Source organism: Serratia sp. JKS296, from assembly GCF_900215445.1.
GTDB lineage: Bacteria > Pseudomonadota > Gammaproteobacteria > Enterobacterales > Enterobacteriaceae > Serratia > Serratia marcescens.
On record NZ_OCMX01000001.1, the window covers coordinates 2,828,785 to 2,852,871 of the forward strand.

Sequence of the window (24,087 nt, forward strand, 5' to 3'; positions counted from 1 at the left end):
CAGCGCAAGCGCCGCGCGGGTTCCATTACTTGTAAGCCTTACTGTTTCTTCTTAGGAGCGAGCACCATAATCATCTGGCGGCCTTCGATCTTCGTAGGGAAGGATTCGACCACTGCCAGATCCATATCTTCACACAGGTCTTTACGGACGCGGTTAAGCACTTCCATACCGATCTGCTGGTGCGCCATCTCACGCCCGCGGAAACGCAGGGTGATTTTGGCTTTATCGCCATCTTCCAGAAAGCGAATCAGGTTGCGTAGTTTGACCTGATAGTCGCCATCATCTGTGCCAGGACGGAATTTGATTTCCTTGACCTGAATAACTTTTTGCTTCTTCTTCTGTTCTTTCGTCGACTTGCTCTTCTCGTAGAGGAATTTGCCGTAATCCATGATTCGGCAAACTGGCGGTTCGGCATTTGGGCTGATTTCTACTAAATCAACGCCCGCTTCCTCAGCTTTTTCAAGAGCTTCATTCAGACTGACAATACCAATCTGCTCGCCATCGACGCCGGTTAGGCGAACTTCTTGCGCGCGAATTTCTCTGTTAATGCGATTAGGACGCGCCGGTTGAACTCGTTTTCCGCCTTTAATACTTTATTCCTCCAGTTGATGAAGACTACGGCTGCGAATCTCTTTCAGCAGCTTGTCTACGACTTCGTTTACGTCCAGGCTTCCCAGGTCTTTGCCACGGCGGGTACGAACGGCAACTTTGCCTGCTTCGACCTCTTTGTCGCCGCACACCAACATGTAAGGGACTCGACGTAAAGTATGTTCGCGAATTTTAAAGCCAATCTTCTCATTTCTCAAGTCCGCTTTCACGCGAATGCCTGCATCCTGCAGTTTTTTGGTCAATTGCTGGACATAATCAGACTGGCTGTCGGTGATATTCATCACCACCACCTGCACCGGAGCGATCCAGGTCGGGTAGAACCCGGCGTATTCTTCGGTCAGGATACCGATGAAGCGTTCCATGGAGCCCAAAATGGCGCGGTGAATCATTACCGGCACGACGCGATCGTTGTTTTCGCCAACGTACGATGCGCCCAAACGGCCCGGCAAGAAGAAATCGAGCTGCACGGTACCACATTGCCATGCGCGATCCAAACAATCATGCAGGGTAAATTCAATTTTCGGTCCGTAGAAAGCGCCCTCGCCCGGCTGGTATTCGAACGGAATACCGTTCTCGGTCAGCGCGGCGGCCAAGTCTTCTTCCGCCCGGGTCCACATGTCGTCGGTGCCGATGCGTTTTTCCGGGCGAGTCGACAGCTTGACGGCGATCTTGTCGAAACCGAAAGTGCCGTACACGTCATACACCATGCGGATGCATTCGTTCACTTCGGCGCGCACCTGCTCTTCGGTACAGAAGATGTGGGCGTCATCCTGTGTGAAGCCGCGCACGCGCATCAGGCCGTGCAGGGAACCCGACGGCTCGTTGCGGTGGCAGCTGCCGAATTCGCCCATGCGCAGCGGCAAATCGCGGTACGACTTCAGGCCCTGGTTGAAGATCTGCACGTGGCCCGGGCAGTTCATCGGCTTGATGCAGTATTCGCGGTTTTCCGACGCGGTGGTGAACATGGCGTCTTTGTAGTTTTCCCAGTGGCCGGTTTTTTCCCACAGCACACGGTCCATCATGAACGGACCTTTCACTTCCTGGTACTGGTACTCTTTGAGCTTCATGCGCACGAAGGCTTCCAGCTCGCGGAAGATAGTCCAACCGTCGTTGTGCCAGAACACCATGCCCGGCGCTTCTTCCTGCATGTGATACAGGTCGAGCTGTTTGCCGATCTTGCGGTGATCGCGCTTGGCCGCTTCTTCCAGACGTTGCAGGTAGGCGTTCAGCTGCTTCTTGTCTGCCCAGGCGGTACCGTAGATACGCTGCAGCATTTTGTTTTTGCTGTCGCCGCGCCAGTAAGCGCCGGAGGTTTTCTGCAGCTTGAAATGGTGGCAGAAACGCATGTTCGGCACGTGCGGACCGCGGCACATGTCGACGTATTCTTCGTGGTGATACAGGCCAGGACGATCGTCATGGCTGATGTTCTCATCCAGGATCGCCACTTTGTAGATTTCGCCGCGCTCGGCGAAGGTGTCGCGGGCTTCTTGCCAGCTGACCTTCTTCTTGATGACGTCGTAATCCTTATCGGCCAACTCGTGCATCCGCTTTTCCAGCAGATCCAGGTCTTCCTGCGTCAGGGTGCGGTCGATATCCACGTCATAATAGAAACCGTTGTCGATCACCGGACCGATCGCCATTTTGGTATCCGGCCACAGCTGCTTGATCGCATGACCCAGCAGGTGCGCGCAGGAGTGGCGCATGATTTCCAGACCGTCTTCATCTTTGATGGTGATGATGGCCAGCTGCGCATCCGATTCGATCAGATCGCCGGCATCAACCAGTTCGCCGTTGACGCGGCCGGCGATACAGGCTTTCGCCAGGCCAGGGCCGATATCGCGCGCGACATCCATCGGGGAAACGGGGTGGTCGAAATGACGCTGACTACCGTCAGGAAGAGTAATAACAGGCATTAATAATTCCTTATCTACAGTGGTGACCCACACGACAGATCACATGAAGAAATACAATATTGTTTAACTACATGATGTTATCGACGCTATCCAGCTTTACCCTGCCAGATATGTACACTCATATGTACACAATTTGAAATGTACTATGTTGTTACGCCATAACGGGATGAGTAGTCTATCACTAGAGAAAGGCCATCATCTACAAGAGGATTTACAAACCATCCCCTCGTCTATACTTCCACTATCGTCCTCTAAAGGGATATCAGTATGTGTGGCCGATTTGCTCAAATTCAAACTCGTGCAGATTATCTAGATGTTCTGGCATCCGATCTGGAATTTGCCGGCGCATTGGATAACGTTCCGATTGCACGTTACAACGTGGCGCCAGGCACTCGTGTACTGATTTTTAGTCAGCTTGACGACAAGCTACACCTTGATCCTGTTGAGTGGGGTTATGGCCCTGATTGGTGGCGTGAAATGAAGCGTCAGCCGGTTATCAATGCGCGCGTTGAAACAGCCGCCACCAGCAGAATGTTCAAGCCGCTATGGAATCACGGTCGCGCGCTGGTGATGGCAGATGGCTGGTACGAGTGGAAGAAAGACAATCACGACGGCAAAGTAAAGCAACCCTATTTCATCTATCACGAATCGAAAGCACCTATATTTTTCGCCGCGATAAGCCGCCATCATCCCGATGCTATAGAGCCACCTGATGATGACGGTTTTGTCATCGTGACCAGCGCCAGCGATTCGGGCCTGCTCGATATTCATGACCGGCGGCCTGTCGTTCTGCCGCCAGCAGCTGCACGCGAGTGGATGAGGCCAGACATCACATCAGCGAGAGCAGAAGAGCTCGCGAACGAGGCGGCCACACCTCCCGATGATTTTGCCTGGCATCCTGTAGGAAAATCAGTCGGCAATATCCGCAATGATGGCGCTGAGCTGATTAAGCCTATCGCCAACCCATTGGTTTAATAAACCCGAGCACGCGGCAGATCACTCAGCCGTGTCGTGTATGCCGGCGACAGTAGCTCACGCTTCATTGACCACACCTGATGCGCCCCTTGTCCTGCGAACCACAGTTTTGCCCTCCCCGAGTTATTGATCCGATCAAGCACCCCCATCAGTTGTTCGCTGTTATGCCGTGGTTTGTACTCATCGAACAACCCCAACTGAGCCACGCCCTGACTGTAAAAATCCTGCAGCATCACCCCGCCTTTTTGATACCGATGACCGGGTTGCCAAATCGCATCAAGGCAACGCATAGCTGCGGCGATAATGTCGCGAGTATCCTGTGTCGGTGTGCTCAGTTTTATGCATGCAGTGTTGCCGTAGTATTCCTCATTGATTGCGAATGGGCTGGTTTTTAGCCACGCGCTGACATGCCGGCAATACTGGTGCTCCTCCCTCAACTTCTCAGCGGCACGCGTCGCGTACATACAAATAGCCTGGTGCATCTGGTCATACTCGGTGATCCGATCACCGAAGCTGCGGCTGCAGATGATCTGTTGTTTCGTCGGCGCAAATTCCTCGAGTTCGAGGCAAGGCTGGCCGCGCAACTCTCGTACAGTTCGCTCTACCACAACGCTGAAATGCTTGCGGATCATCGTAGTGCTTGCATCGGCCAGTTGTAGTGCTGTTTCAATCCCCATCATGTTGAGCTTTTTCGATATCCGGCGTCCGATACCCCAGACCTCATCGACAGGCACTAGGCCCATCAATTTGCGCTGGCGCCCTTCATTGGATAGATCCACTACTCCGCCGGTCTTGTCCCACTTCTTCGCCGCGAAGTTTGCCAACTTGGCCAGCGTCTTGGTTTGGGCAATGCCAACGCCCACAGTTAGCCCTGTGTTGCGCAGTACCTTGGCCCTCACCTGACGACCGAAAGTATCCAGATCAATGCAGTTACGAACGCCAGTCAGATCAAGGAAACTTTCATCAATTGAATACACTTCCACGCGAGGCGCCATCTCTTCTAAAACAGCCATCACACGCTGAGACATGTCTGCGTATAACTCATAGTTGCTGCTGAACGCGATGCCCCCTGCGCGCTCAAATTCTCGCTTAATTTTGAAATAGGGCTCTCCCATCTTTAGCCCTAACGCCTTCGCTTCCTTGCTCCTGGCTACAACGCATCCGTCGTTATTCGACAGAACTACGACAGGACGACCTCGCAGGTCTGGACGCCATAACGTTTCACAGCTCGCGTAGAAGCTGTTCACATCAGCAAGCGCGTACATCACTTGAGCCTCGTTATCGACGACACAACAACGCCCATCACCTCCAGATCGTCGCCGCCGTCATGAAGCAGGATCGGCTCATACTTCGGGTTCATAGGTTCCAATTGCGCGCGAGGATGCAAACAGAGACGCTTCACGGTGAACTCGCCGGCTATGCTGGCAATCACAATATCGCCATGGGCTGGGCTGATGCTGCGATCGACAACGAGCATAGAACCCTCCGTGATGCCAGCCTCCAACATCGAGTCGCCGGTCGCATAGAGAAAATAGGTCGCATTGGGATGGCTGATACAGTACTCGTTCAGATCGATACGCGAGCTAACGTAATCCGCCGCAGGACTGGGAAACCCCGCCGGAACCTTGTCGGCGAACAGCGGGATTTTGAGCTTGGTTGGGTTTGGTGTTGGATAAAAGAAAGTCATAATGTTGCCTTGTTACTGTGTTTTTATACAGTATATGCGCAAGATTTTGACGGTGGAAAGTTCGGATTTTTGTTAGATAGGTAGGATATTGATCGGTAAAGAAAGATAGTTTCTATGAATAGCCGGGTTCCCTCCCGGCATTACTTTAATCCCACCAATGCTCGTTCAGTGCCACCTCTGCAAACCCAGCGGCTAACACTTGCTTTTGCTCATCAGTAAAGCTTTGCCATATTTGCTGAACATCGCTAGAGACATAATTATGCCAGTGATGAGGCTGGCTGCCATCCACCAGCCATTCAGGGCTTTGGTAATCTTCCGGTACTATCATAGTTACATCCCCAGTCGTGACGCCAGAATCGCGTCTGATTCATCGGCAGTGTGCAGACATAGGATGTCCATGAATGCCCCGTAGCACGCCGCAACACCACTTGCAGTTTGTGCTCCACCGATCAGCAATGTGGCCGTGCTACTGCTCAGATCTGCAAGCTTTCCCGTCGCCGCCGGCTCTGAAGGAACAAGCAACTTCCCTTTCTCGTACCCCTCAATAATCCCTTGTTCAACTTTAAACAGGCCGGCGGAAGGCACGTAATCAGCATAGACACTCGTGGCCGCGACAATGCTCCCACCAGTTCCTGCCGGCCATGCGCTATCACGAGTCCCATAGCGCCACGCTTCAGTCGTTCCTTGGTTGTTGGTGATCATGGTACGGAAGTACGCCAGCGCCAAATTATTGATGTTGTATCCCGCAATGATACCGTTATTGTCCGCCCTGTCGAGGTCACTCATTCGCCCGGCAATAAGGTACGATTTGCCTTTTTGAATGATTTGGTTGGCGCGACTTTTAAGGAAGCGCCCGCCGCCTGACGTCACCTGGATAATCACCGCGCGAGCAGTCGCATCATAGGTCATGGCGCGAGGCGGCGTACCTTGCGAACCAGCGATTAAATCGCCCGCATCGCCGAGCAAGTTGTAAATGGTCTGGACGTTTCCAGAACCATCAACCTTCAGGCCGAATGCCGGCGCAGCACATACCGTCGCTCGGTCATACATGCCATTGTTCAGTAAAAATGAAAACCGCGCCAGGCAACCTGATTCGTCCGGGATAGTGCCTCCGTCTGCCACTACCCGCGCTTTGTAGGCATTAAAGAGCGCCTGTGGGTCAAGGATTGATGCCGACAAGTCGAGAGCGGCACGAAAACCCGCATAGGCTTTGCCAGTGTTGATAGCTGCTGTCATTTAAAATGCTCCATTCAGTGGTAGGCGGTCGAGGCATGCCCAGTTATATAGCGGAAAGGGTTGGTTATTCTTAGTGATCCAGCGTGATGTTTGAGTTGAGCTATCACGCAGGCAAACCAGTGGATAGACAAAGTCCTGGGTTGCTGGAACAGTGTTAGTGAATCCAATCAATAAGTGATCTGTAACTGCTGGGGACTGATTGAGATTAAGCCGGATAGTGTTTGGTGCGATAACTACTACAGACTGAACCTCAGCAGAGGCATCTTGCAACGAGAAGCCTTGCCCTGGACAATCGGCGATCGTTGTTGTGTCAATCACCAGCGGCGGATAAGGCACGTCGAACACGACATCGATGGTGCTATTGTTCACGGATAATGAGCGAACTTTCAGCCCCGTCCAGGTACCTTTTTTCACCGGGTCATACAGATGCCAGTAGATAGCCTGTGCGGCATATTCGCCTTGCAGCACTTTACCAGCGGCATTCAGATGGCTCAGCGTTGCATCGTTATAGAGCCAGTTAAGCGGGTATTTGGGGCCGTACATGATGGCTTTGACCGCGTTCTGACGCACATAAGTTAACTGGTCGGTGGCAGTGACAGAGTACGGCTGTACAATCACAGGCTCGCCGATTGGGTTACCTTGATCGTCTACCTGCTGATTTTTGGTGTTGATGCGACTGCCAACCTGACCCACCACCTCTGCGAAATTCTCGGACTGGCCGGTAATCGCTTTGAAGTCAACTTGCAGCCCAGAAAAATAGGGCGTCATCTTCGCGAGATAATCACCAGGATTCTGCGAGCTGCCGTTGTCGTTATCCGTTTCGCCATGCTCAAACGTCATGAATTTGAACGTGTAGCGTTTCCCTACTCCATCGGCTGCATTTTTACCCAACTGCACGAAGTCCAGCGAGTTTTGATAAGGGATAGTCCCTTTGCTTATCTCAGCAAAAGAGCGGCCACCAGCAGCAAATGGGGCATGAATAAACACCTGGTTGCCGGGATTTTTATGAAGCATCGCATAATACATTGGCAACACATTACCCTGGCGCCATCCTGCAGACGGATACTGTGCATCGTTAAGCGTAGAAAGGTCTGGCTCGCTTACAGGATCCATGCCGCCGCCTTCCGGCCTTCCATTTGCACCGGCGAGTACTCGACCACGAAAAACCGGATCACGATTGACAATATTAATGCCAGCACCATCTTTTGGCGTGTTCAGTGATTGGCCACCCGAACCACCGCCATGCACCTCGTTCGCCTCGATCGGCATTTCTCGAATAGATGGTTCGTACTTAACCCCATTTCCGGCTGTTGCTTCGCCACCAGGCACATAACTGAAAATAAATCCGGTAGATGTCAGTTTTTGAGCGGTGAGCACTGGCCTCTCAGACCACACAACATTTCCTCGCCATGCTGCCGCCGGGACGCCGTTATCAGTTTTTATCGTTGCCAAGGACTCGCCCAAATTATCTTGGAGTGGGCCATCAATACCTGGAATATAAAAACCACCGTCATCATCAATAGCGAGCAGTGCCGACGTTAAATCCTCGGCCAAAACCACATATTGAAATCCCACAATACGACGGGAAAATGTTGATGAACAAAGGGAGGAAACACGATCTTGAAGTGCGTCATCCATCCCGACGATGTTCATAGCACCATCATCGTCAATGGTGATAAGCCCGAGCTTTCCTGATTTATCCACCAGCGCCCATTGAAGCCCTTTATATCTGTTCGCTAATGATGTCGGGATCAACTGCTCAACATATTCCTGTATCCCACGAACAAGTCCAGCAAGCCACAATTCACCATTATCATCTACACCAAGAAGCGTTTCCGATGGGCCGTTTTTCGACTCCAAAGAGAATTGCCATCCTGTAGACGTGTAGTTTCTGAGCATCGATGTGATGTTTTTAAGTTGCGAAATATCGGCCAGGTTTGCCAACGCCTGTTGATAAACCGTTTGCACGAATTGCTCACTTGATATTTTCACACCAGTTGGTGTAATTACACCGCCAACGTTTTGATATTTTTCAGCTACAGCGCCTTCATCATCAGACCAGATAAAGAAGAATGCGCCGTCCGGTATTTCTCCAGATGCAATGGCAGCGGTAGCCTGCTCTTGAGTGTACGTTTTCCCAAGGGGCGATAAGTTAGCGATCAACCCGGCATTAGTAAGATGAGTATTCCCCAGTCGATCAACATACGTTTCTTGTTCTGACGTTGCCCACTCATCAAGTTTTGCGCCTGCAAATACATGGTCTTGAATTTTTGTACTTGGTACTGGGTCTTGCGTAGGCGTAGGAACTGGAATGCCTAAATAGGTATTAGCCATTATGCTACCTCATGATTACAGGCGTATATATGCCTCAGAAATTAATCTGATAAATTTGTTTTTAACGGTTATTGGTATATCTGTTCTGAATATTCGGTAAGGCTTAGCGTTTGCGTCTCATCTCCATTTGGCTTGGCGCTGTCAACTCGCCATATCGTAGAGTTCAGTTCCGAGTCTGTTGCGATGAAATAACGACTGGCATTTTGCACGCTGACCCGATCATAAATGTTTAAGTCAAATGAGCCAGCTGCGGCCTGAAACGCTTTTGGATTGCCAATCACTGGATAAGCGCGCCAACGGCCACGATAATCACCGAGGCTGTCGGTCATCACCACCCACATATCGCCCAGGCTGAAATCAATGCGCTCTGAAGTCGTGAACACGTCGCCATTTCGGCCCGTGATATACCCGTTTTGTTGGGTGTTGTCGTACATGTCTGGGCACTGAACGACTGTTCCGCGAACCACCTGGGTGGACTCCAGCACTTTCACAGTCATTGTCATGCGCGAGTAGAGGATTTTCCTCGCTTCCAGCCAGGCCCGGTCTGTAGCTTGAACGACATTGCGGCAACCGTCCAAGCTGATCTGCATCGCGTTAACTGTGGCATCCTCAACCTCGGTGATGCCGCTGCTGTCGATCTGCAGGTAGATGTACGCTTTCTTGTTCGTCAGCGGGTCTACGTAGTCCAGCGCTACGCCGTCATAACCACCGGGAAGAGACATTTGCCATGCCACTTTATACTCGTCCCAGAACATGTTTGAGCGCGCAAAAACCGCATCCGGGTTTGTCACTTTCTCATCACGCCAGAACGTCAGAACATCGCCGATGTTGTTGCCGTCGGCGCGGGCCACATTGGCGACCGTCGCTATGCGCTCACCCAGCGGTTGCTTCTCATCCGAGAAGGTGTAATCGAAATACCCAAGCTGGGCATCCGGCAGCGAATCGGCAATGGCATACAGAGCCGCGACGTCAATACTGGCCACGTCCTGCTTACCGACAACCACCCATTCGTGAAGGATGGCGTCGGCAAACGAACGACTCGGCCGCAGCGTGTAATCAACCGCGCCGGTAGTCCGGTCGTAGCTGATGGTATGCCGCTGCGCCAGCATGTTGTACTTCTGCTCGCGGTTGCTGTTGCTATCGTTCGACCCCTTAATCGTGATGCGGGCAATCGTGTCCTCCGGATACACGACGTTTTCGCGTACGTTCACCGCGTGGATCGCCATCAGAGTCACTACGTTGGCGTCATTGCTGTTGTCTAGGCGCTCGATAGTGACCGCATAGCGCCCCGCCCCGGCCGCCGGGACGAACTTATGCGTTGTGCGGAAATACCGGGTCGTAACCTGGAAGTCGTTATCGAAGAAATAATCGTGCTGCTCTGAAGTACCCGGCACCTGATTGTTGTCGTCATCGACCTGCCAGAACTTGATCCGGTATTGCGTTGTGCCGGCCGTCGCGCCGAGTTGAACCAGCACATGCACCCAGACCTGCGTCGAGACGATTGGCGACACTGACGGCCCGATAACAAGTGGTGTCTGATCGTTCAGTGTGAACAACGTCGCGTTGATAACAGCATTGCCCGGCAGAGACATAATTTCTCCCGAGAGCTCGCCGATATAAAACGTCGTGTACGACAGCGTGTCGTCGCCAATAAAACTCTCTGAGGAGATGATATTCCCGGCGCCGGTGACATTCCGCGTGACGCTTGTGCCACCGTCGCTCCAGGTGGCGTTAATGACGAAAGTGACTGGATGCGGTACCGCCAGGGCTGCAAAGTAGGCAAAGTTGTCATCGTTCGACAGGACAACAGCCTTTAGCTGATTACTCTCGATCGCCACCGATGTTGGCGCCGTCGTGGTCGCGGTCTGGGCCGGAAAGTCCTGGCTTTCATTCAGGCCTGGCACAGTCTCGTTATCGACGTCATCGAACTGATACCCGACTTCAATCGTGCCGATCACGTCACCCGGGTTATAAATCGCGGAACTGGCGCCCGCTAGGCTGCCGAGGTTCGATTCCGAGTAGCGGATCGATGAGATGGTGTACCGTCCGTAACCCACCTCGAACCATTCCGTAAGCTGTTTGTTGTTGTCGACGAACTCGAACAGCGCCTCCTGAATCAGGTCAGGAAAGACGCGGCACTGGCCGTAAATGTTCGGGCGCCCCTTGTACAGCCTCGCCCGGTTGGTCTGACCCGTCAGATCATTATTGGGGGATTCTCCTGTCGCCACCGATACTGACGCGCTGGGCTTATTTGACAGGCCGAACACCTTCAGCGCTCCGGAGAGGATTTTCGTGACCGGACGTAATATCGTGGTGATGAGTTTGCCAACCCCGCCCTCTGGCTGGTCGAACACAGCCACGACGTCACCAGATCGCAGTGGCAGGCTGATATCGTAATCGTCAGGCAGCGCACGGCCATTCAGTTTCACGATAACATCGCGGTGCAGCTGCAGAGCGTCAAGCAGGCTCACCAGTGTGGTGCCGGCATCTACTGCCCCCCGCTGCAGCGGCGCGCCTGGCAACCTCTGTAACTCATATCGAACCATGAATCATGTACTCCACGTGGCTGTAAACCTTAAGAAGCGCCAGCGGGCTGTCGCAGCGTACGAAGCCGAATTCGCCGCGGGCATGCAGGCACTTAACCGGGCTGATCATCACACCAATATGCGCCGGCACGTTGCCGCGGTAAAAAACGGCGATGCATCCGGTGGCCGCCACCGGCACACGCCGCCAGTGGGCGCGCTCCTGTTCGTAGCAGGTGATGAAATCCACGCCCGATTCGTAGCCGGCGATGTGATGCAGCTCCAGGCCGAGCACATGCCGGTAATAGAGAACCACCAGGCCCCAGCAGTCCATCTGCTCAAAACTACAGGCGCGGTTAGCCCAGGGCTTGCCGTTAACAAGCCCGATAAAGTCGCTCTGTGTCATACGGTGATCAGCCCGGGATAGTCTTTCGTGGTGTAAATGATGGAGTTGGCCAGCGTCAGTGGATTGGTCTTGCCGGCGGTCACCGTGACGTTACTGGCATCGGCTGAAATGTCGTTCACGTAAAGCGTCCAGTCTTTCAGGGATGATGCATCACCGATCGCATTCCATTGCTGATACAGGCACTTTATCGGCGTCATGCGCGCCGCCCCGCGCCAGCTTTTCAGTGTCTGCCGGACATGCTCCGTCGCGGCGACAAAGGTGATCGTCATTGATATGACCGCCGTCCCATCCTGGGCTGGCTCAGTCACACTAAAGCGCGCTGGCTCGAACTCGTTACCACCGAATGCGGCAGGCATGAACAGGTTGTTTACGACACGGTAATAGCCAAACGATGGGTGATAAAACTCTACCGTCTGTTTGATATCGCTCGCTGGACGCCGTTCTTTCCACTCTCTCAGTGTCGGCATTAGGTTTTCTCCGGGATAATTTCAGTAACCAGCAGATCCAGCCAATAGCCGTGATTGGACTGAGCTCCGACGATCCAGTCGTCATAGTCTTCAGTGATGTCATCAATCCCATTGCTGATAACAGTCGCAGTCCATGTCACTACATTACCGTTTTTGCTGGTCTGCACCGGCATGTTGACGAAGTGCAGCGTCTGCAGCTGAACGCCCTGCGTGTCGCCCAAGTCAATTGGCATCTGGAACCAGTTTCGCCCGCGGTCGCAGTACGTCGGAGATCGGAGCCACGACTTAAACCGCTCTGCCTGCTGCAGCGTGAATATCCATTGAAGCGTCCATGTTGCTTTGATGTCTGTGGTGATTGGGGTGAAGATCGCAGGGCCAACGGCAGGTTGTGTCGTCAGCCATCCCGTATCCTGCGTCATGTTCTGATCTGCTCGCTGCGGAAGCGGCAGTAATTCCGGGTATGAAACTGTTGCCACGTTTCCTCCGGGCACAAAAAACCCGCCGAAGCGGGTGAAGTTTAAAGACTGCCTGATGCCCTGCGATTTAGCCCAAAGGTTTGCTGCATCTGGGATGATACAGGGCCACCTCGCTCTAAGTCAGTTAACAGCAGATCAACTACGACATTGCCATCCTGCATATAAGCATCAGCGTTCTGAACAGCAGCGCCTGATGACTGGTTGTTCACGTTTACTTGGACATTAACACTGCCTCCACCATGCATGTCCCTATTGCTGATCACCTTGCCGTTGTCACCGGGGATCATGTACTGCTTACCAGTGCTCGCCTGGTAAATCTCTGGCTTGCCTCGCTCACCTACCTGGTACATCGCGCCAGCGCTCACAGGGCCGCCGTTATAACGCGCTCCAGCCAAAGCCAGCCCACCAGCCAATCCCACGGTTGAGGTTATCCCTGCAGCCGCTGGAGCTGCGTTAGCGCCAAGAGTTGCCAGTGATGCCATTGCGGCCGCCGGCGCCCAGGCAGAAGCCGTTGTTGCAGCCATACCCACAGATGACGCCACGGAGGCGGCGCCAAGCGTCTGGCCGAGGATGTAGTTTTTCAACGCCTCCACGCCCACCTGAACGATGCTGTTAATCACGCTGTTCAGAATGGTGTTGCCAAGAGAACGCATTGCCTCTTGTGCCGACATGGTGCCGGTAAGCAGCCCTGTAATAGCGTTTGAGGCATTACCCGAGAAGGCATCAACAGCACTCGTCAGCATGTCGTAACCAAGGCTCTGCTGGCTAAGGATTTCCCACTGCGCGGCAGTTCGCTGTTGTTCGTACTGCTTGTTAGCAGCATTCATCAGCTCAATTCCGCGCTGAGTAATCTTCCCTTTATCTGTTTCAAACTGCTGAATCAACGCCAGCTTCTGCGCATTCTCATTGGCAAGCTGCTGCACTGGGTCAACCATGCCGGCGGCTTGCTGTTGAGGACTTACCACGGCTTCAGCCCGGATTTTTGCCAAGTTAACCTGATGCTGTTGCTCCAGTTGCTCAGCCGTGGTGTTGTACTGCTCCTGGCTGATTTTCTTGGCCGCTAACGCCGTGTTTAAGTCCTTCACGTCCTGAGCGTAGCTGGCATTCTCTTTGGCTTCTGGCAGGAGCTTCTCTGCGGCCGCCTGCGCCTTGATAGCGTTGGCTGTGTCCCACTTTTTGGCAGCGTAAGCACCAGCCTCAGCGATCTGGGCCTGTGTAGCTCCTTTCCCCAGTGATTGCTGTGCTGTCAGGATCGCCTGCTCTCGGCTAAGCTCACTTGTTGAGTCCGCCGCAAGCTCAGACTGCTGCTTCAAGTTTGCCAGCTTCTGAGCAACACTTTCCGCTTGGCTGGCTGATTTTTTACCCTCCGCATTGCTTTCTTTCTGGGCTTTGGTATTCCGCTCTATCTCGGCATACTGATCTTGGAGTTTCTTCACTCGCGGATCATTCTTAGATATACCAGCATCTTCAGCGTCAAACACTGCCTGTAGCCTGGCTCTTGCTTCCCCTTCTAGTTTCGATAGTTCTATGCGACGCTGAGAACGCTTCACCAATGCATCTTGCTTAGAGTTTGCAGTGCCTGAGTTATTGAAATTAATCGTTCCATTGGCTGCGTTTTCTGAAGCTTTTGCCACCGAATTCATGTCGCCGATCAGCGTGGCTGCTTTGTTGCTGAGAGCTGCTAAAGCCTGATTTTGTTCTGACCAGCCATCAAGTCCAAGCCATGACCACGTTCTTGCTCTTCGTGCATACATTTCGCCAGTTGACGTGAGATCTGCAATCTTCTGTGATGCCGTCTCAGTTTTTCCACTTAGCCTATCTATTGCTGCGCTGATAGAGTCAATAACCTTCACCATGGTTGCGCTGGCGCCCATAGCTTCGTTCATTTTCCCAATTAGATTTTGAAGGGAAATCGTAAGGGAGTTGCTCGCCTGATCCATCGTCCTTGGGAGCTTCGAGAATTCATCGTTAACAGCCGATGACTGCTTCATGATTGCATTAAGTGCATCCTGAGCGCTCAACTTACCCTCGAGCATTGCTTGTCGCAACTGCCCCATTGATAGTCCCATCCCTGCGCCAATCTGCCTAGCAAGCTCAGGCATTTGTTCAAGGATGGAGTTAAATTCTTCGGCTCTTACTGTGCCGGAGGAAATAGACTGGCCGAATTGTCTTAATGCATTTGCCATCTCTTCTGTAGAAGAGCCGCCAACTCGCCCTATTTTCTGAAGCGTATCGGTTAATGCAAGTATTTGGGTGTTGGTTGCTCCAGTCCCTTTTAGCGCGGAGGTCATCGCCTCCCACAGCTTGGCCGTATCCCTGAGGCTAGCGCCAGTAGTCGATGCTATGGCGGTCAACGTTTCAAACGTAGACATTGCTGCTGCGGCATCAGTTGATAGCCTGAGGATCCGTGACTGAAGTTGCGTAATGTTATCGGCGACTGTCAAAAAAGCCTTGCCGTAATCGATAATCAAAGCAACTGATATTGCGCTTGCAACCCCGCTCAACACTGATTTAAACCCAGACATAGACCTACCAGCACTGTCGGCAGAGGATGTCAGTCCATCAACGGCTTTAGATGAACGATTGGCTTGTTTTTCCATCTCCCCTAACACGACAGCTGCTTGACGGCTACCTGTGACCATCTTTGCAGTTTCAATATCAACTTGGTAAACCAAGCTCCCACCGTCCTGCTCCGCCATTTACTGATCTCCGGGCATAAAAAAACCCCGGTTGAACGGGGTTTATTTTCTAATGGTTAATATTTTACTTGCAGGCTTCATTACCTACATAATCAGCGATTGATTGGGGAACTATATCGCTCATATTCGGGTCAGCGCGGGATAACTTCATTTGCTCTAGGGTCTCGCCATCACCCAGGTACTTTACTGTGCGATTAACGCAGTCGTAAGCACGCTCAGAGTATGACACCCCGGAACTACCCTCTCGCTTAGTAATAATGGTTTTCAGACCATCACGCTCCCCCTTACCTAACACTGTATACACAGCCTTGGAATCGGTAGGTATTGAAATTTTATACTCTGCCGACATGACAAATGGAGAAACAAACAATGCAAGTAAAAATAATGTCTTTTTCATAGATACCCCATATCAACCAGCCCAACCTTCCAACTTTCTCTTCGCTTCTATCTTCGCAAGCTTATCAAAGTCTTTTTGGCGGCGCAGTATAACTGCGTACTGGCGATAGCCATGATGGGTCGGATAATAGAATTCGCGGTCAACGTCTCCCAGAACTGATCGGTACTCTTCCAAATTCGCCTCATGCTTTGCCTTAAGCGCTTTCATCGCCAGTGGGGCAAGGGCGATCTGCTGCTCACACAGCGCTATAGCTTTCTTAAGATGTTTGTTTTCAGCGCGAAGCTTATAGTGAGCCTTGATCTGTTCCTGCAATCCGAAGTGAACCTGAATTATCTGGTCATACGAAAGATGCCGCAGGCCATCCAGCCATTCTTCCTCAGTCACATCCCTATCCCCATCAATCAAAGATAGAGGAATCGTAGCAGATGGCGCGCTGCTGGCAACGAAAAAACCCGCAGCTAAGCGGGTTACTGATCAAATGTCAGGGTGTGACTGAGATTCCTGCTGAGGTATCTTTTCTCCGATTTTCACCTCGCCAGGCGGCAAGAAACCTACACCAGGATACGGAGCATCATAATATGGATAAATTTGATCGCGAGTTACAGAGATACCTACTAACAGTTTGCATCAGAGCTTATCCTCGCTATGCATTATGGAACCATTTCGAGCCCAGTAAAGTAATGATCGATAATGACAAGTTGCACGCAAACATTGTTTACTTACAGCAACATGGACTTATCGATATAGCACCTGACAATACCGACGACCCGGCATCTCTCCTCCAGAGGATGAGAGCCACTGCAGCCGGCGTTGACTTTATGCTTGATGATGGAGGACTGAGCGCAATTTTAAAAGTGCAAACCATTAAACTACACAGCGATACCGTTGATGCCATTGAAAAAATTATCACCCAGTCAAACCTTCCGGAACCTGAGAAGGTGAGTATCGTTTCAAAACTTCGAGAGCTTCCGGCAGACGCCATAAAACATTTGACCCTTCAACTACTTTCTCAGGGGCTCGCTCGTGTGCCGGACGCAATTCAGTTAATTCAAACAGCCCTCCGGTAAGACAGAATTCGGTAGAAGCCCTAACAAGGGTAAATCTACCCCACCCTAATGATGCGCTCAGCAGCACCCAGAAGTCATCCTGGGTGTCCGCGTCGATTAAGAAACCTTTTGAATGCATACAGGCTGTAAATATTTTCATTCTTACCTCGCTGAATTTGACATCATCGCCTGCCAGCGCTTCTCATCTTCGTCCATCACCTGATCGTACTCTTCGCGCGTGAAGCCTTTTTGCTCTGGGTACTTTGCCGCCAGCAGCAACTGAAACTCGGTCATAGAAAGGCGCTCCGCTTCGGCTCGAAGCATGTTGAAGTGATTCCGTGCTGCGCTGATGTACTCGAAGGCGTTGAACTCGTTCACGTAGCTGTTCGACTCGTGTCGCTGCAGCTTGCGGATCTTTGCTTTACCGATGATACCGTGAGTGATCAGTGATTGGCCGATTGCGATGATATCGCTCGCCGGCATCTTACCGCGGCGGAACACGAAAGCTCTCTTCCCTCGTTTGCTTGGTCGCAACTCCCCCACCAGCGCGCTAAGGTCATCATCACAGCATGCCTGCATGACGATCATCCCGGCAAATATTGCCGCACCGCTGAATGACGGCGCGTTGATGTATGCCAGCAACCACCCAGGAACCTCACCGTATGCCTCAACAGCGGCTTCAAGTAACCGTGGCGCCTCACTGGTATGGAGTTCAGCAAAGCGCTCTACAATCTCCGCTGGCGAGCCTATGCGGGTCATGTTTGCGAACGAAGGTCGAAGGAAGTAATCGCGATCGGCATCGGTGATGACCATCTCGCCTAATTCAGTAATTGGTATCATTTTATATCCATATTGACGAGCATCCCTGCCCGATATATGTCACGAAGGCAGGCCTGGAATGGCTATCTGTCCGTGCCTCTCTACTTGTTCAATACGCGCTAAAAGCTGCGGCTTCTTCACCCTGCCCCAGCGATTAAGCAATCGACCTGACATACTGGCGACATCTTTCTCTTTCATGTACTCCAGCATTACCGCGTTGCGCTCGGCTTCATAACTGGCGTTATATTTCTTCAGTTCACTACTCATCCAATTGAAGGCGTTGATGTAGCCCTCTTTGATGCCAGCAGCCTTAGCGCCACTAAAACCCATCACAAGCATTACGAAACCACTGAAGTCCATTCGGTAGTATTTCTGCTTCTTGTCAAATATACCTAAGTCATTGATTTTCTCGACAGCGAAAAAATGCGCAGCGCGGAAATCATCAGAGAAATGCCCCTTTTCGATTGCACGAACTACATCAGACGGCCGCTTTCCGAATGCTTTGGCGATCATGAAAGTGTCAGTAATTGGTTCGCCTTCTTCGGCGGATACCATTTCGCGGAAGTCTATTCCATTAACTACAGTTGGATGCGTCATCGGATTACCTTTTAGTGATGAACCTTGTCGCACAGGAAGCGGCCCCAAGAAGGCTCCGACAGCCAGCCGGTTCCTCAAGGGTCATCCTGAAAGGTTCTTGGTTTGATTACTGCGCGTGCGGTGCGCGATGAATTTAAGGTACAAAAAAGCCCCGCATGAGCAGGGCTAGTCTTTGTCAGATCGACGGTCGGTTTCCCGACCATTTGCTATGCGGTAACGGTGATCGCACTGGTAGATGTTTTGGCGCCATCGTTGGTGGTAAACGTGATTGTGGCCGCGCCGGCAGAAACGCCAGTTACCAGACCTGACTGATTGACGGTTGCCTTACCGGTTGCCGAGGATGACCAGGTGCCGGTTTTGTCGCTGGCATCAACCGGCGCCACAGTAGCGGTAAGTTGCTGTGTAGCCCCTACGGCAATGCTTGCTGTTGCTGGCGCCACCGTCACACCAGTAACCGGAACATCCGCGGCGACTTCAAACACCACGGTATCGGCATCAGCAACTTTCCACTCGCCGGAGAAGGTGGAGATGTCGCTCGTACCAAAGTCACCAGACCACGACGTAGTGTTGAAGTAGCCCATGATGTAGGTGCCGGAGTCTTCGCCGACGAAATCGAATCGCACCCAGATCGACGGCTGCCGGCCAGCCTGCACTTCATCGAAAATGTACTTGGAGATGTTGAGAGCGCCGATCTCAGTGGTTTTGTCTTTGCGGCGGAATTCACCTTCACCGGAAATGGTGAAATCCATGCTAGTTACCAGGTTCTCCACCAGCCCTTTCGCGTCGTCCGCTTCAGACGTCACGGAGTTTGGCGAGAAGTCGAAGCCCTTGGTGGTCAGCGCGCCGAGGCGCTTCCAGTCACTCAGTGCCGGCAGCGTGTCAGCACAGCCGAAAGCCATACGCAGCACCGCGACTTTACCGATCAGCTTGCCGGTATCATTTGCACAACCTTGCATGTGTTACCTCTTCAAATAAAAAAGGCCGCCCAGAGGCAGCCTGATGGATAGATATGTGCGTTATTCGCCGTAGGTGCAACAGACTAAAAGCCGGTAGATTAATCGCCCCTCTGCTGATGGGATTGGCGTTGGAGAGCCTCCAAGCAGGCGCATGGCGCCAACACAGCTATCAGCGCCCTGCTGGCTGCTGATGTAGTCGGCGATTTTGTTCGCCGCGGCATCTGCTTCTGCGTTCTTCCCTTTAGCCCCGACAACATCGACCATTACGAAGAAATCTCCGCCGCGGTCGTATTGAATTTCTGAACCACCACCAGGCCGGAACACGATAAAGGCGTCTGATAACTTACCCGTGTCGTTCCACATCAGAGTTTGGATGGTGAGCCCTGCGGTTAGGCCTGCACTCTCGAAAAGATTTCGCAGGCGGAGATACATTGGAGGTGTCACAGCATCATCTCCTTCCTGATTATCTCGCCCACCTGCCGGCGGGTTTTCTCTGCGGCCTTGGTGAGGAATTTAGGTTCACCAGCAGGATCCCAGTAATTGCCACGGTTGTTTGTCCGCGGTAACCCCTTCATGATGCCACTGGCGTTATGAACATAGACCGCATAGTTGGCCGAATACCCGATACGGCCAGTAATCCGCGTACCGTTGATCATTGTCTCCTGGTACTGCGAATTTATCAGGGTACTGGTGTCAACCGGGGTCATCAGCGCTGCTTCATTAGCGATTATCATCACGGCCGACTTGATGGCCATGACCGCCTTTCTCGTCCTGACATCTTCAACCACGGCATCAAGGCGCCGCTGGGCCTCTTTGATACCTTTTATCTTTACGCCCATTGCTACGCTCCCGTCAGAATGGCTATATCCTCTGCCAGTCGCTCAAACGTGTCGGCATAGCGGATCACCTGTACCACCTCATCGGCACCCGCGGCGATCGGGTCTACCATGGTAGACACGCCGATAAGCAGATAGTCGCCTTTCTTAGCTTCGGTGAATTCAGTCCACACAGTGTTTTTTACAGTGATTTCCGAACCGATATTGTTCAGCTTCGTCGAGAGTCCGCCCTGGTAATCGCACATGATAATTTCAGGCGGAGCCCAACCCAGAGGATCGCCCGCTTCGCTATTGCCGAGATTGCGCCAGATGGTGGCCTCAGCCGTGTATGACCAGTTGGCTAATGATGACATGTCACTCTCTCCAGCTAATCACCGCAGGCCGTTCTGCCGCGATTTTCGGGCAATTAAATTTCCACTCACCGCGGTCGTTAACGAATCCCGTGGTTTGCCTGGACGTATCAGTCTTCACCCAGACGCGCTCAAAAGGCTTTGGTAACCGTTCGGCGACAGGTATCCATGACATCAACCACCACCGCACATGCAACTGCCCTTTCCGATCCATACACCGGCAAAAGCCTTGTTTGTTGGGTCAGGTGGAATCAGGCCTGTAGCGCACCCTTGTTTATCCAACCCTCGCAGTAGGTTCAACGCCCCTTTCCAGCGATCGCTGAATGACTGATAGCGGAACGAACGCGATGCTCCGCTTGGCGCCGTTTGAGAGCTGATGTATTTATCTCCCTGGCCTAATCCCATAAGCCCGAGAAGATATAGCTGGATGAGTAATGCTGTGGATGCTGGGTAATTCGCATCCAGACATTCCTGAATGCTGTTCACCTGCTCCACCAGCGCATCCAGGACGAAATCAGGCAAAGTGATACCCTGTGACTCCAGATATTCTTTGGCCTTTTCTTTAGTCACCATGGCTGATTCCTGTAAGAAGAAGCCCCGCCGAAACGGGGCATAAAAAAACCGCCTTGGCGGCGGCTGTTATTCAGCAGGGAACAGATTTTCGAGCTCGCCTTCCGGCAACAGTTCAGCGAGCTTTCCTTCGCCGAGGTTGCCTTTGAACTCAATCCCCAGATCAGTGAGCCGCGCTTTGATAGCATCCTTGCGCGACTTGGTTTCGTTGCCGGCATCCGGGGTGGCCGGGGTCAGCGCACCGCCGGCCTCGCCACGCATCAACCTCACATTAGATTTAAGCGCTGGGTGAAGCTTTTCCAGTTCCAGCACATCCCCGATCTCTACGCCATTCCAGGGGCGAATAACTTCGTATTTAGCCATGTTTCCCCCTTACGCCAGATCGGCGCCGTAGACAACACCGGAAAGTCCCTGATCGTCTGCAGTGATTTGCAGACCTTCAGCAGACATGATCTGGAAGTTGTAGTTAACGTTTGGCAGAGGGCGCGGCAAAGGAATAACGCCCTGAGCCATGCCTACCAGCGGGGAGACCACATCTTTGCGGCGAACATATGCGATGAACTCGTTGCCTTTCAGCGCGAACGTCTGGCGAATTTCTTTCACCGGTGCAAATGGCATTACCGCTTGCAATACATTGCCGCTCACTACGCCGTTGACCACGTATGGCTGCGCCAGGTTAGCCCAGATTTCCGGGGATACCCACATCACGTCGTACTGCGAAACTTTGTTATCGCGTGCCAACGTACCGAATGCCCCCTTACCGAAGAACTCGAACAACTGAGTCATCGTCGCGGTGGTCAGATCGATGTTAGCGCCGCCGGCACCAGCCCCCAGGTTGAGCTTTTTGCTGTTGCGGTGATTCTTCAGTCCTTGAGCCGGATAGCCCTGAACCTGAATTTTTTCATCACCGCCAAGGTAATAGGCCACCCGGCGCTTATTGACTTTACGCAACTTAGCAGACTGAGAATCCAGAACCAGATCAACACCCACGGAATTAAGGCCGGCAGCGTGACGCCAGTTAACCCCATAACCTGCAGTGAATACAGGGATCGGGTCACCGTCGCTATCATATTCAGTGTGATCGAATGAGAACGGCGCCTGGCCGTCAATGCTTACTGAGACATCATCAGCAATATCACCAACAACGTTATAGAGTTTTGCAGTTTTACCAACAGAAAGAATAGTCTGGACACCCATCAAATCATTGATGATTTCCATTCCGTCTTCCTGGTCGCGCAGCTGCAGGATCTGGTTATCGATTTCAGCCCAGAATTCGCGAGCGAAACCACCTACCGCATTACACGCCAGCATTTCAGGCGTCATATGCGCACGGTTTGCGGCGATCATGGCGTTATGGTTGGCGTTCCACATATTGCGGTTCGCCCACAGCTCATTCCAGTGACCGCCGAGACGGCTATTAGCCGCCAATGTCTCTTTGGAGAAATACATGTGCGTTTATCCTTCTTTTAAGCGCCAGCGGCGACAGTGCCAACGCGCATACGCACGCGGATGAAATCGGTAGCGCCGGCGGCGATGGTAGCTTCGTCCTGGCTGTAACCGATCACTGAGTCAGTGTCAGCAGTTGCCAGGGTGAATTGGCCGTTAGCGCCAAGCTTGATCGGGCTGTCTTTCTTATAGGCACCAGGTACGCAGAGCAGCGCCAGTTCACGGCCTTCTTCCACGTAGTTGCCTACAGCGGAATCGCCAGCAGGAACCGCTTCGGTGATTTTCAGCCCTTGATGGTAGGCAACATCGATGATGTAGATTCGCCCCTTAAGCGCGGTTGCCTGAGCGAACTCATCGCTGGCGTTGATGACAGCAGCAGTACCTGGCAAAAGTGCCGCTGCAGTGATGCGGGTTTCGGTCTTATACAGCGACTTTCCGTCGATGTTTACGCGACGATAACGTGGCATTGGATAGCCCCCTTATTTGAAGTGTTCTTCGGCGGCAGGTGCGCCATTTTCTTGCTGATGCTGACCGGAGTTACCGCCCAACTGAGCCGAGCTTCCCAGGCGCTTAAAAGCGTCATCCAACGCTTCGCCTGTCAGGGCATTAGCAGCCAGTTCACCAAGAACGGCCGCAACGGCTTCACGCTTGGTTTTCTCTTCCGCGCGAGAGTTTGCAGTCAGGGTTTCTGCCAACTGGTTATGGTTGGCCTGCAGTGCATCAACTTTCTCGGTGATCGGCTTGAGAGCCTCGGCGAAGTTGGCGGCCAGGCCTTTACCGATTTCGGTGATCAGCTCTTGTTTCTCTTCAGTGGTTAAAGGCATGTCGCCCTCCGTTTGGTGGTTGGTTGCAGGTTGTCCCTGCGGATTGAAAAGAGATTTAACTTTGTTGGCGACGACCGTCACCCAGGATTCCTGCCGCGCAACCGGTGTGCCGGTTTCATCGACGGTGATTTTTCCGCCCTCCGACGTGTAGCCATAAACCTGGGCTGCGCCGCCGTTGCGGATGATCACCACCTGTGAGTCGGTGAAATCAGCCACCCAGGCATATTCATTTTCGCCGGGAGCGAATCTTTCTTTTGCTGCGCGGTCGAGACGTTGCTCACGATCCCGGTAAGATTCGCCAATCAGCGCGCCAGAGTTGGCCTTTAACGGCGTAGCAAGGTCAGCGTTAACCATCAGACCAACACCCTGCTCGGGCGTCGCTGCGCCCACTTCATGCAGCAAGATTGCGTCATGATCCATGCCGTGAATCTTCGCCACCCATTTGGCGCCTGTTGCCTTCTGTTGCTCATTGGGCTCAAGCTGGTCGAGAAATACCGCAACGCTGGTGTGAATAGGTGGAACATCTTCACCGCGCTCAATGGCTTCTACGCGGGTGATAAGCTCCCTGCCTCCCTCACTCTGGTTAGCGATCTGGGTATCAACCCACTTCTCCAGGTAGATCCGGTTGCCAGATTTCTTCACATTGCGATTCCAGGCACCGATATGGCCCTGGTTGATACCTTCAGGAGAAAAGGCAGAGATGAATGCGCCATTTAGCTGAGGATGCCCCAGCGGCGCCAGCGTGCCTTCTAGCCCTTGATAGTGAGCATCTATTTCGCTGGCCGTATACAGCCCATCATTCATGACCACGTTTGCCGGCAGTGTGTAGCTCGGCAAAACAAGATGCTCGCGTCCGTTGTATGACTCCCGGCGAATTGTCTGGCTGTTGACCTTCGTAGTGACGTTAACTTGAACTTTCATG

Annotated in this window: 27 protein-coding genes; 2 read left to right on the forward strand and 25 right to left on the reverse strand. The window is 52.6% G+C overall.

Going from position 1 to position 24,087, the window contains the following annotated elements; genetic code table 11:
- Positions 1-38: 38 nt before the first annotated feature.
- Positions 39-590 (reverse strand): translation initiation factor IF-3, encoded by a 552-nt coding sequence (gene infC / locus CRO23_RS13360; protein ID WP_048233542.1) that lies wholly within the window; start codon positions 588-590, stop codon positions 39-41.
- Positions 591-593: 3 nt separating this feature from the next.
- A complete protein-coding gene (gene thrS / locus CRO23_RS13365) occupies positions 594-2,522 on the reverse strand; it encodes a threonine--tRNA ligase (protein ID WP_025159696.1) in 1,929 nt (642 codons plus the stop codon).
- Positions 2,523-2,789: 267 nt separating this feature from the next.
- Between thrS and CRO23_RS13370 the strand changes: the two genes are divergently transcribed.
- Positions 2,790-3,497 (forward strand): SOS response-associated peptidase family protein, encoded by a 708-nt coding sequence (locus CRO23_RS13370; RefSeq protein WP_097102167.1) that lies wholly within the window; start codon positions 2,790-2,792, stop codon positions 3,495-3,497.
- Here the strand turns inward: CRO23_RS13370 and umuC are convergent.
- The 12 genes from umuC to CRO23_RS13430 form a co-directional block, all read right to left on the reverse strand.
- Positions 3,494-4,762 (reverse strand): translesion error-prone DNA polymerase V subunit UmuC, encoded by a 1,269-nt coding sequence (umuC, locus tag CRO23_RS13375; protein WP_097102169.1) that lies wholly within the window; start codon positions 4,760-4,762, stop codon positions 3,494-3,496. The two genes, CRO23_RS13370 and umuC, sit on opposite strands and share 4 nt — an antisense overlap.
- Entirely contained in the window at positions 4,762-5,184 is a 423-nt protein-coding gene (gene umuD, locus CRO23_RS13380) for a translesion error-prone DNA polymerase V autoproteolytic subunit (RefSeq protein WP_033637997.1), read from the reverse strand. The genes umuC and umuD overlap by 1 nt, the downstream gene beginning before the upstream one ends.
- Positions 5,185-5,329: 145 nt before the next feature.
- Positions 5,330-5,512, reverse strand: a complete 183-nt coding sequence (locus CRO23_RS13385) for a recombinase RecA (RefSeq protein WP_255253508.1) — start codon at positions 5,510-5,512, stop codon at positions 5,330-5,332.
- 2 nt (positions 5,513-5,514) lie between these two features.
- A complete protein-coding gene (locus CRO23_RS13390) occupies positions 5,515-6,420 on the reverse strand; it encodes a hypothetical protein (RefSeq protein WP_097102171.1) in 906 nt (301 codons plus the stop codon).
- Positions 6,421-8,754 (reverse strand): hypothetical protein, encoded by a 2,334-nt coding sequence (locus tag CRO23_RS13395; RefSeq protein ID WP_141398617.1) that lies wholly within the window; start codon positions 8,752-8,754, stop codon positions 6,421-6,423.
- A gap of 68 nt (positions 8,755-8,822) precedes the next feature.
- Complete coding sequence (locus CRO23_RS13400; RefSeq protein ID WP_097102175.1) at positions 8,823-11,300, reverse strand: MoaD/ThiS family protein; 2,478 nt, start codon at positions 11,298-11,300, stop codon at positions 8,823-8,825.
- Positions 11,287-11,682 (reverse strand): NlpC/P60 family protein, encoded by a 396-nt coding sequence (locus CRO23_RS13405; RefSeq protein ID WP_097102177.1) that lies wholly within the window; start codon positions 11,680-11,682, stop codon positions 11,287-11,289. Before CRO23_RS13405 ends, CRO23_RS13400 begins: the two co-directional genes overlap by 14 nt.
- Entirely contained in the window at positions 11,679-12,149 is a 471-nt protein-coding gene (locus CRO23_RS13410; RefSeq protein ID WP_049299995.1) for a hypothetical protein, read from the reverse strand. Before CRO23_RS13410 ends, CRO23_RS13405 begins: the two co-directional genes overlap by 4 nt.
- The gene (locus tag CRO23_RS13415) at positions 12,149-12,625 is read right to left on the reverse strand and encodes a hypothetical protein (protein ID WP_162807749.1); all 477 of its coding nucleotides are present in this window, start codon (positions 12,623-12,625) and stop codon (positions 12,149-12,151) included. The genes CRO23_RS13410 and CRO23_RS13415 overlap by 1 nt, the downstream gene beginning before the upstream one ends.
- 41 nt (positions 12,626-12,666) lie before the next feature.
- The gene (locus CRO23_RS13420; protein WP_097102181.1) at positions 12,667-15,324 is read right to left on the reverse strand and encodes a tape measure protein; all 2,658 of its coding nucleotides are present in this window, start codon (positions 15,322-15,324) and stop codon (positions 12,667-12,669) included.
- Between the two features lie 64 nt (positions 15,325-15,388).
- Positions 15,389-15,721 carry a hypothetical protein gene (locus tag CRO23_RS13425; RefSeq protein ID WP_060447769.1) on the reverse strand — a complete coding sequence of 111 codons (333 nt, stop codon included), beginning with the start codon at positions 15,719-15,721 and terminating at the stop codon, positions 15,389-15,391.
- Between the two features lie 12 nt (positions 15,722-15,733).
- Complete coding sequence (locus CRO23_RS13430) at positions 15,734-16,105, reverse strand: hypothetical protein (protein ID WP_141398618.1); 372 nt, start codon at positions 16,103-16,105, stop codon at positions 15,734-15,736.
- A 194-nt stretch (positions 16,106-16,299) separates the two neighbouring features.
- On the opposite strand from CRO23_RS13430, the gene CRO23_RS13435 reads away from it, so the two are divergent.
- Positions 16,300-16,788 carry a hypothetical protein gene (locus tag CRO23_RS13435; RefSeq protein WP_141398619.1) on the forward strand — a complete coding sequence of 163 codons (489 nt, stop codon included), beginning with the start codon at positions 16,300-16,302 and terminating at the stop codon, positions 16,786-16,788.
- A 141-nt stretch (positions 16,789-16,929) separates the two neighbouring features.
- On the opposite strand, the gene CRO23_RS13440 is transcribed toward CRO23_RS13435, so the two are convergent.
- The 11 genes from CRO23_RS13440 to CRO23_RS13495 form a co-directional block, all read right to left on the reverse strand.
- The gene (locus tag CRO23_RS13440) at positions 16,930-17,607 is read right to left on the reverse strand and encodes a DUF6246 family protein (protein ID WP_097102186.1); all 678 of its coding nucleotides are present in this window, start codon (positions 17,605-17,607) and stop codon (positions 16,930-16,932) included.
- Positions 17,608-17,646: 39 nt separating this feature from the next.
- Positions 17,647-18,183, reverse strand: a complete 537-nt coding sequence (locus CRO23_RS13445; RefSeq protein WP_097102187.1) for a Rha family transcriptional regulator — start codon at positions 18,181-18,183, stop codon at positions 17,647-17,649.
- Between the two features lie 206 nt (positions 18,184-18,389).
- Positions 18,390-19,139: an Ig-like domain-containing protein gene (locus CRO23_RS13450; RefSeq protein WP_097102189.1), complete on the reverse strand. Its 750-nt coding sequence runs from the start codon at positions 19,137-19,139 to the stop codon at positions 18,390-18,392.
- Between the two features lie 60 nt (positions 19,140-19,199).
- On the reverse strand, positions 19,200-19,583 hold the full coding sequence (locus CRO23_RS13455) for a phage tail termination protein (RefSeq protein WP_097102191.1): 384 nt from the start codon (positions 19,581-19,583) through the stop codon (positions 19,200-19,202).
- Positions 19,580-19,978 (reverse strand): HK97 gp10 family phage protein, encoded by a 399-nt coding sequence (locus CRO23_RS13460; RefSeq protein ID WP_097102193.1) that lies wholly within the window; start codon positions 19,976-19,978, stop codon positions 19,580-19,582. The genes CRO23_RS13455 and CRO23_RS13460 overlap by 4 nt, the downstream gene beginning before the upstream one ends.
- 2 nt (positions 19,979-19,980) lie before the next feature.
- Positions 19,981-20,328: a hypothetical protein gene (locus CRO23_RS13465; RefSeq protein WP_097102195.1), complete on the reverse strand. Its 348-nt coding sequence runs from the start codon at positions 20,326-20,328 to the stop codon at positions 19,981-19,983.
- A gap of 171 nt (positions 20,329-20,499) precedes the next feature.
- Entirely contained in the window at positions 20,500-20,898 is a 399-nt protein-coding gene (locus CRO23_RS13475) for a DUF7370 family protein (RefSeq protein ID WP_097102199.1), read from the reverse strand.
- 66 nt (positions 20,899-20,964) lie between these two features.
- A complete protein-coding gene (locus CRO23_RS13480; RefSeq protein ID WP_097102201.1) occupies positions 20,965-21,258 on the reverse strand; it encodes a hypothetical protein in 294 nt (97 codons plus the stop codon).
- A gap of 9 nt (positions 21,259-21,267) precedes the next feature.
- Entirely contained in the window at positions 21,268-22,344 is a 1,077-nt protein-coding gene (locus CRO23_RS13485; protein ID WP_097102203.1) for a major capsid protein, read from the reverse strand.
- Positions 22,345-22,361: 17 nt separating this feature from the next.
- The gene (locus CRO23_RS13490) at positions 22,362-22,808 is read right to left on the reverse strand and encodes a gp53 minor capsid family protein (RefSeq protein ID WP_097102205.1); all 447 of its coding nucleotides are present in this window, start codon (positions 22,806-22,808) and stop codon (positions 22,362-22,364) included.
- 12 nt (positions 22,809-22,820) lie between these two features.
- Positions 22,821-24,086: a hypothetical protein gene (locus CRO23_RS13495; protein WP_097102207.1), complete on the reverse strand. Its 1,266-nt coding sequence runs from the start codon at positions 24,084-24,086 to the stop codon at positions 22,821-22,823.
- Between the last annotated feature and the right edge of the window lies 1 nt (position 24,087).

Excerpts from the sequence above, each read along its gene's own strand:
- CRO23_RS13400 (WP_097102175.1), bottom strand. The coding sequence starts at position 11,300 with ATGGTTCGATATGAGTTACAGAGGTTGCCAGGCGCGCCGCTGCAGCGG.
- CRO23_RS13445 (WP_097102187.1), bottom strand. The coding sequence starts at position 18,183 with ATGACGCATCCAACTGTAGTTAATGGAATAGACTTCCGCGAAATGGTA.
- thrS (WP_025159696.1), bottom strand. The coding sequence starts at position 2,522 with ATGCCTGTTATTACTCTTCCTGACGGTAGTCAGCGTCATTTCGACCAC.
- CRO23_RS13460 (WP_097102193.1), bottom strand. The coding sequence starts at position 19,978 with ATGGGCGTAAAGATAAAAGGTATCAAAGAGGCCCAGCGGCGCCTTGAT.
- umuD (WP_033637997.1), bottom strand. The coding sequence starts at position 5,184 with ATGACTTTCTTTTATCCAACACCAAACCCAACCAAGCTCAAAATCCCG.
- CRO23_RS13495 (WP_097102207.1), bottom strand. The coding sequence starts at position 24,086 with ATGAAAGTTCAAGTTAACGTCACTACGAAGGTCAACAGCCAGACAATT.
- CRO23_RS13405 (WP_097102177.1), bottom strand. The coding sequence starts at position 11,682 with ATGACACAGAGCGACTTTATCGGGCTTGTTAACGGCAAGCCCTGGGCT.
- CRO23_RS13385 (WP_255253508.1), bottom strand. The coding sequence starts at position 5,512 with ATGATAGTACCGGAAGATTACCAAAGCCCTGAATGGCTGGTGGATGGC.
- CRO23_RS13485 (WP_097102203.1), bottom strand. The coding sequence starts at position 22,344 with ATGTATTTCTCCAAAGAGACATTGGCGGCTAATAGCCGTCTCGGCGGT.
- CRO23_RS13440 (WP_097102186.1), bottom strand. The coding sequence starts at position 17,607 with ATGATACCAATTACTGAATTAGGCGAGATGGTCATCACCGATGCCGAT.
- CRO23_RS13480 (WP_097102201.1), bottom strand. The coding sequence starts at position 21,258 with ATGGCTAAATACGAAGTTATTCGCCCCTGGAATGGCGTAGAGATCGGG.
- CRO23_RS13420 (WP_097102181.1), bottom strand. The coding sequence starts at position 15,324 with ATGGCGGAGCAGGACGGTGGGAGCTTGGTTTACCAAGTTGATATTGAA.
- CRO23_RS13475 (WP_097102199.1), bottom strand. The coding sequence starts at position 20,898 with ATGGTGACTAAAGAAAAGGCCAAAGAATATCTGGAGTCACAGGGTATC.
- umuC (WP_097102169.1), bottom strand. The coding sequence starts at position 4,762 with ATGTACGCGCTTGCTGATGTGAACAGCTTCTACGCGAGCTGTGAAACG.
- CRO23_RS13465 (WP_097102195.1), bottom strand. The coding sequence starts at position 20,328 with ATGTCATCATTAGCCAACTGGTCATACACGGCTGAGGCCACCATCTGG.
- CRO23_RS13410 (WP_049299995.1), bottom strand. The coding sequence starts at position 12,149 with ATGCCGACACTGAGAGAGTGGAAAGAACGGCGTCCAGCGAGCGATATC.
- CRO23_RS13435 (WP_141398619.1), top strand. The coding sequence starts at position 16,300 with ATGGATAAATTTGATCGCGAGTTACAGAGATACCTACTAACAGTTTGC.
- CRO23_RS13370 (WP_097102167.1), top strand. The coding sequence starts at position 2,790 with ATGTGTGGCCGATTTGCTCAAATTCAAACTCGTGCAGATTATCTAGAT.
- CRO23_RS13390 (WP_097102171.1), bottom strand. The coding sequence starts at position 6,420 with ATGACAGCAGCTATCAACACTGGCAAAGCCTATGCGGGTTTTCGTGCC.
- CRO23_RS13450 (WP_097102189.1), bottom strand. The coding sequence starts at position 19,139 with ATGCAAGGTTGTGCAAATGATACCGGCAAGCTGATCGGTAAAGTCGCG.
- CRO23_RS13395 (WP_141398617.1), bottom strand. The coding sequence starts at position 8,754 with ATGGCTAATACCTATTTAGGCATTCCAGTTCCTACGCCTACGCAAGAC.
- CRO23_RS13490 (WP_097102205.1), bottom strand. The coding sequence starts at position 22,808 with ATGCCACGTTATCGTCGCGTAAACATCGACGGAAAGTCGCTGTATAAG.
- CRO23_RS13425 (WP_060447769.1), bottom strand. The coding sequence starts at position 15,721 with ATGAAAAAGACATTATTTTTACTTGCATTGTTTGTTTCTCCATTTGTC.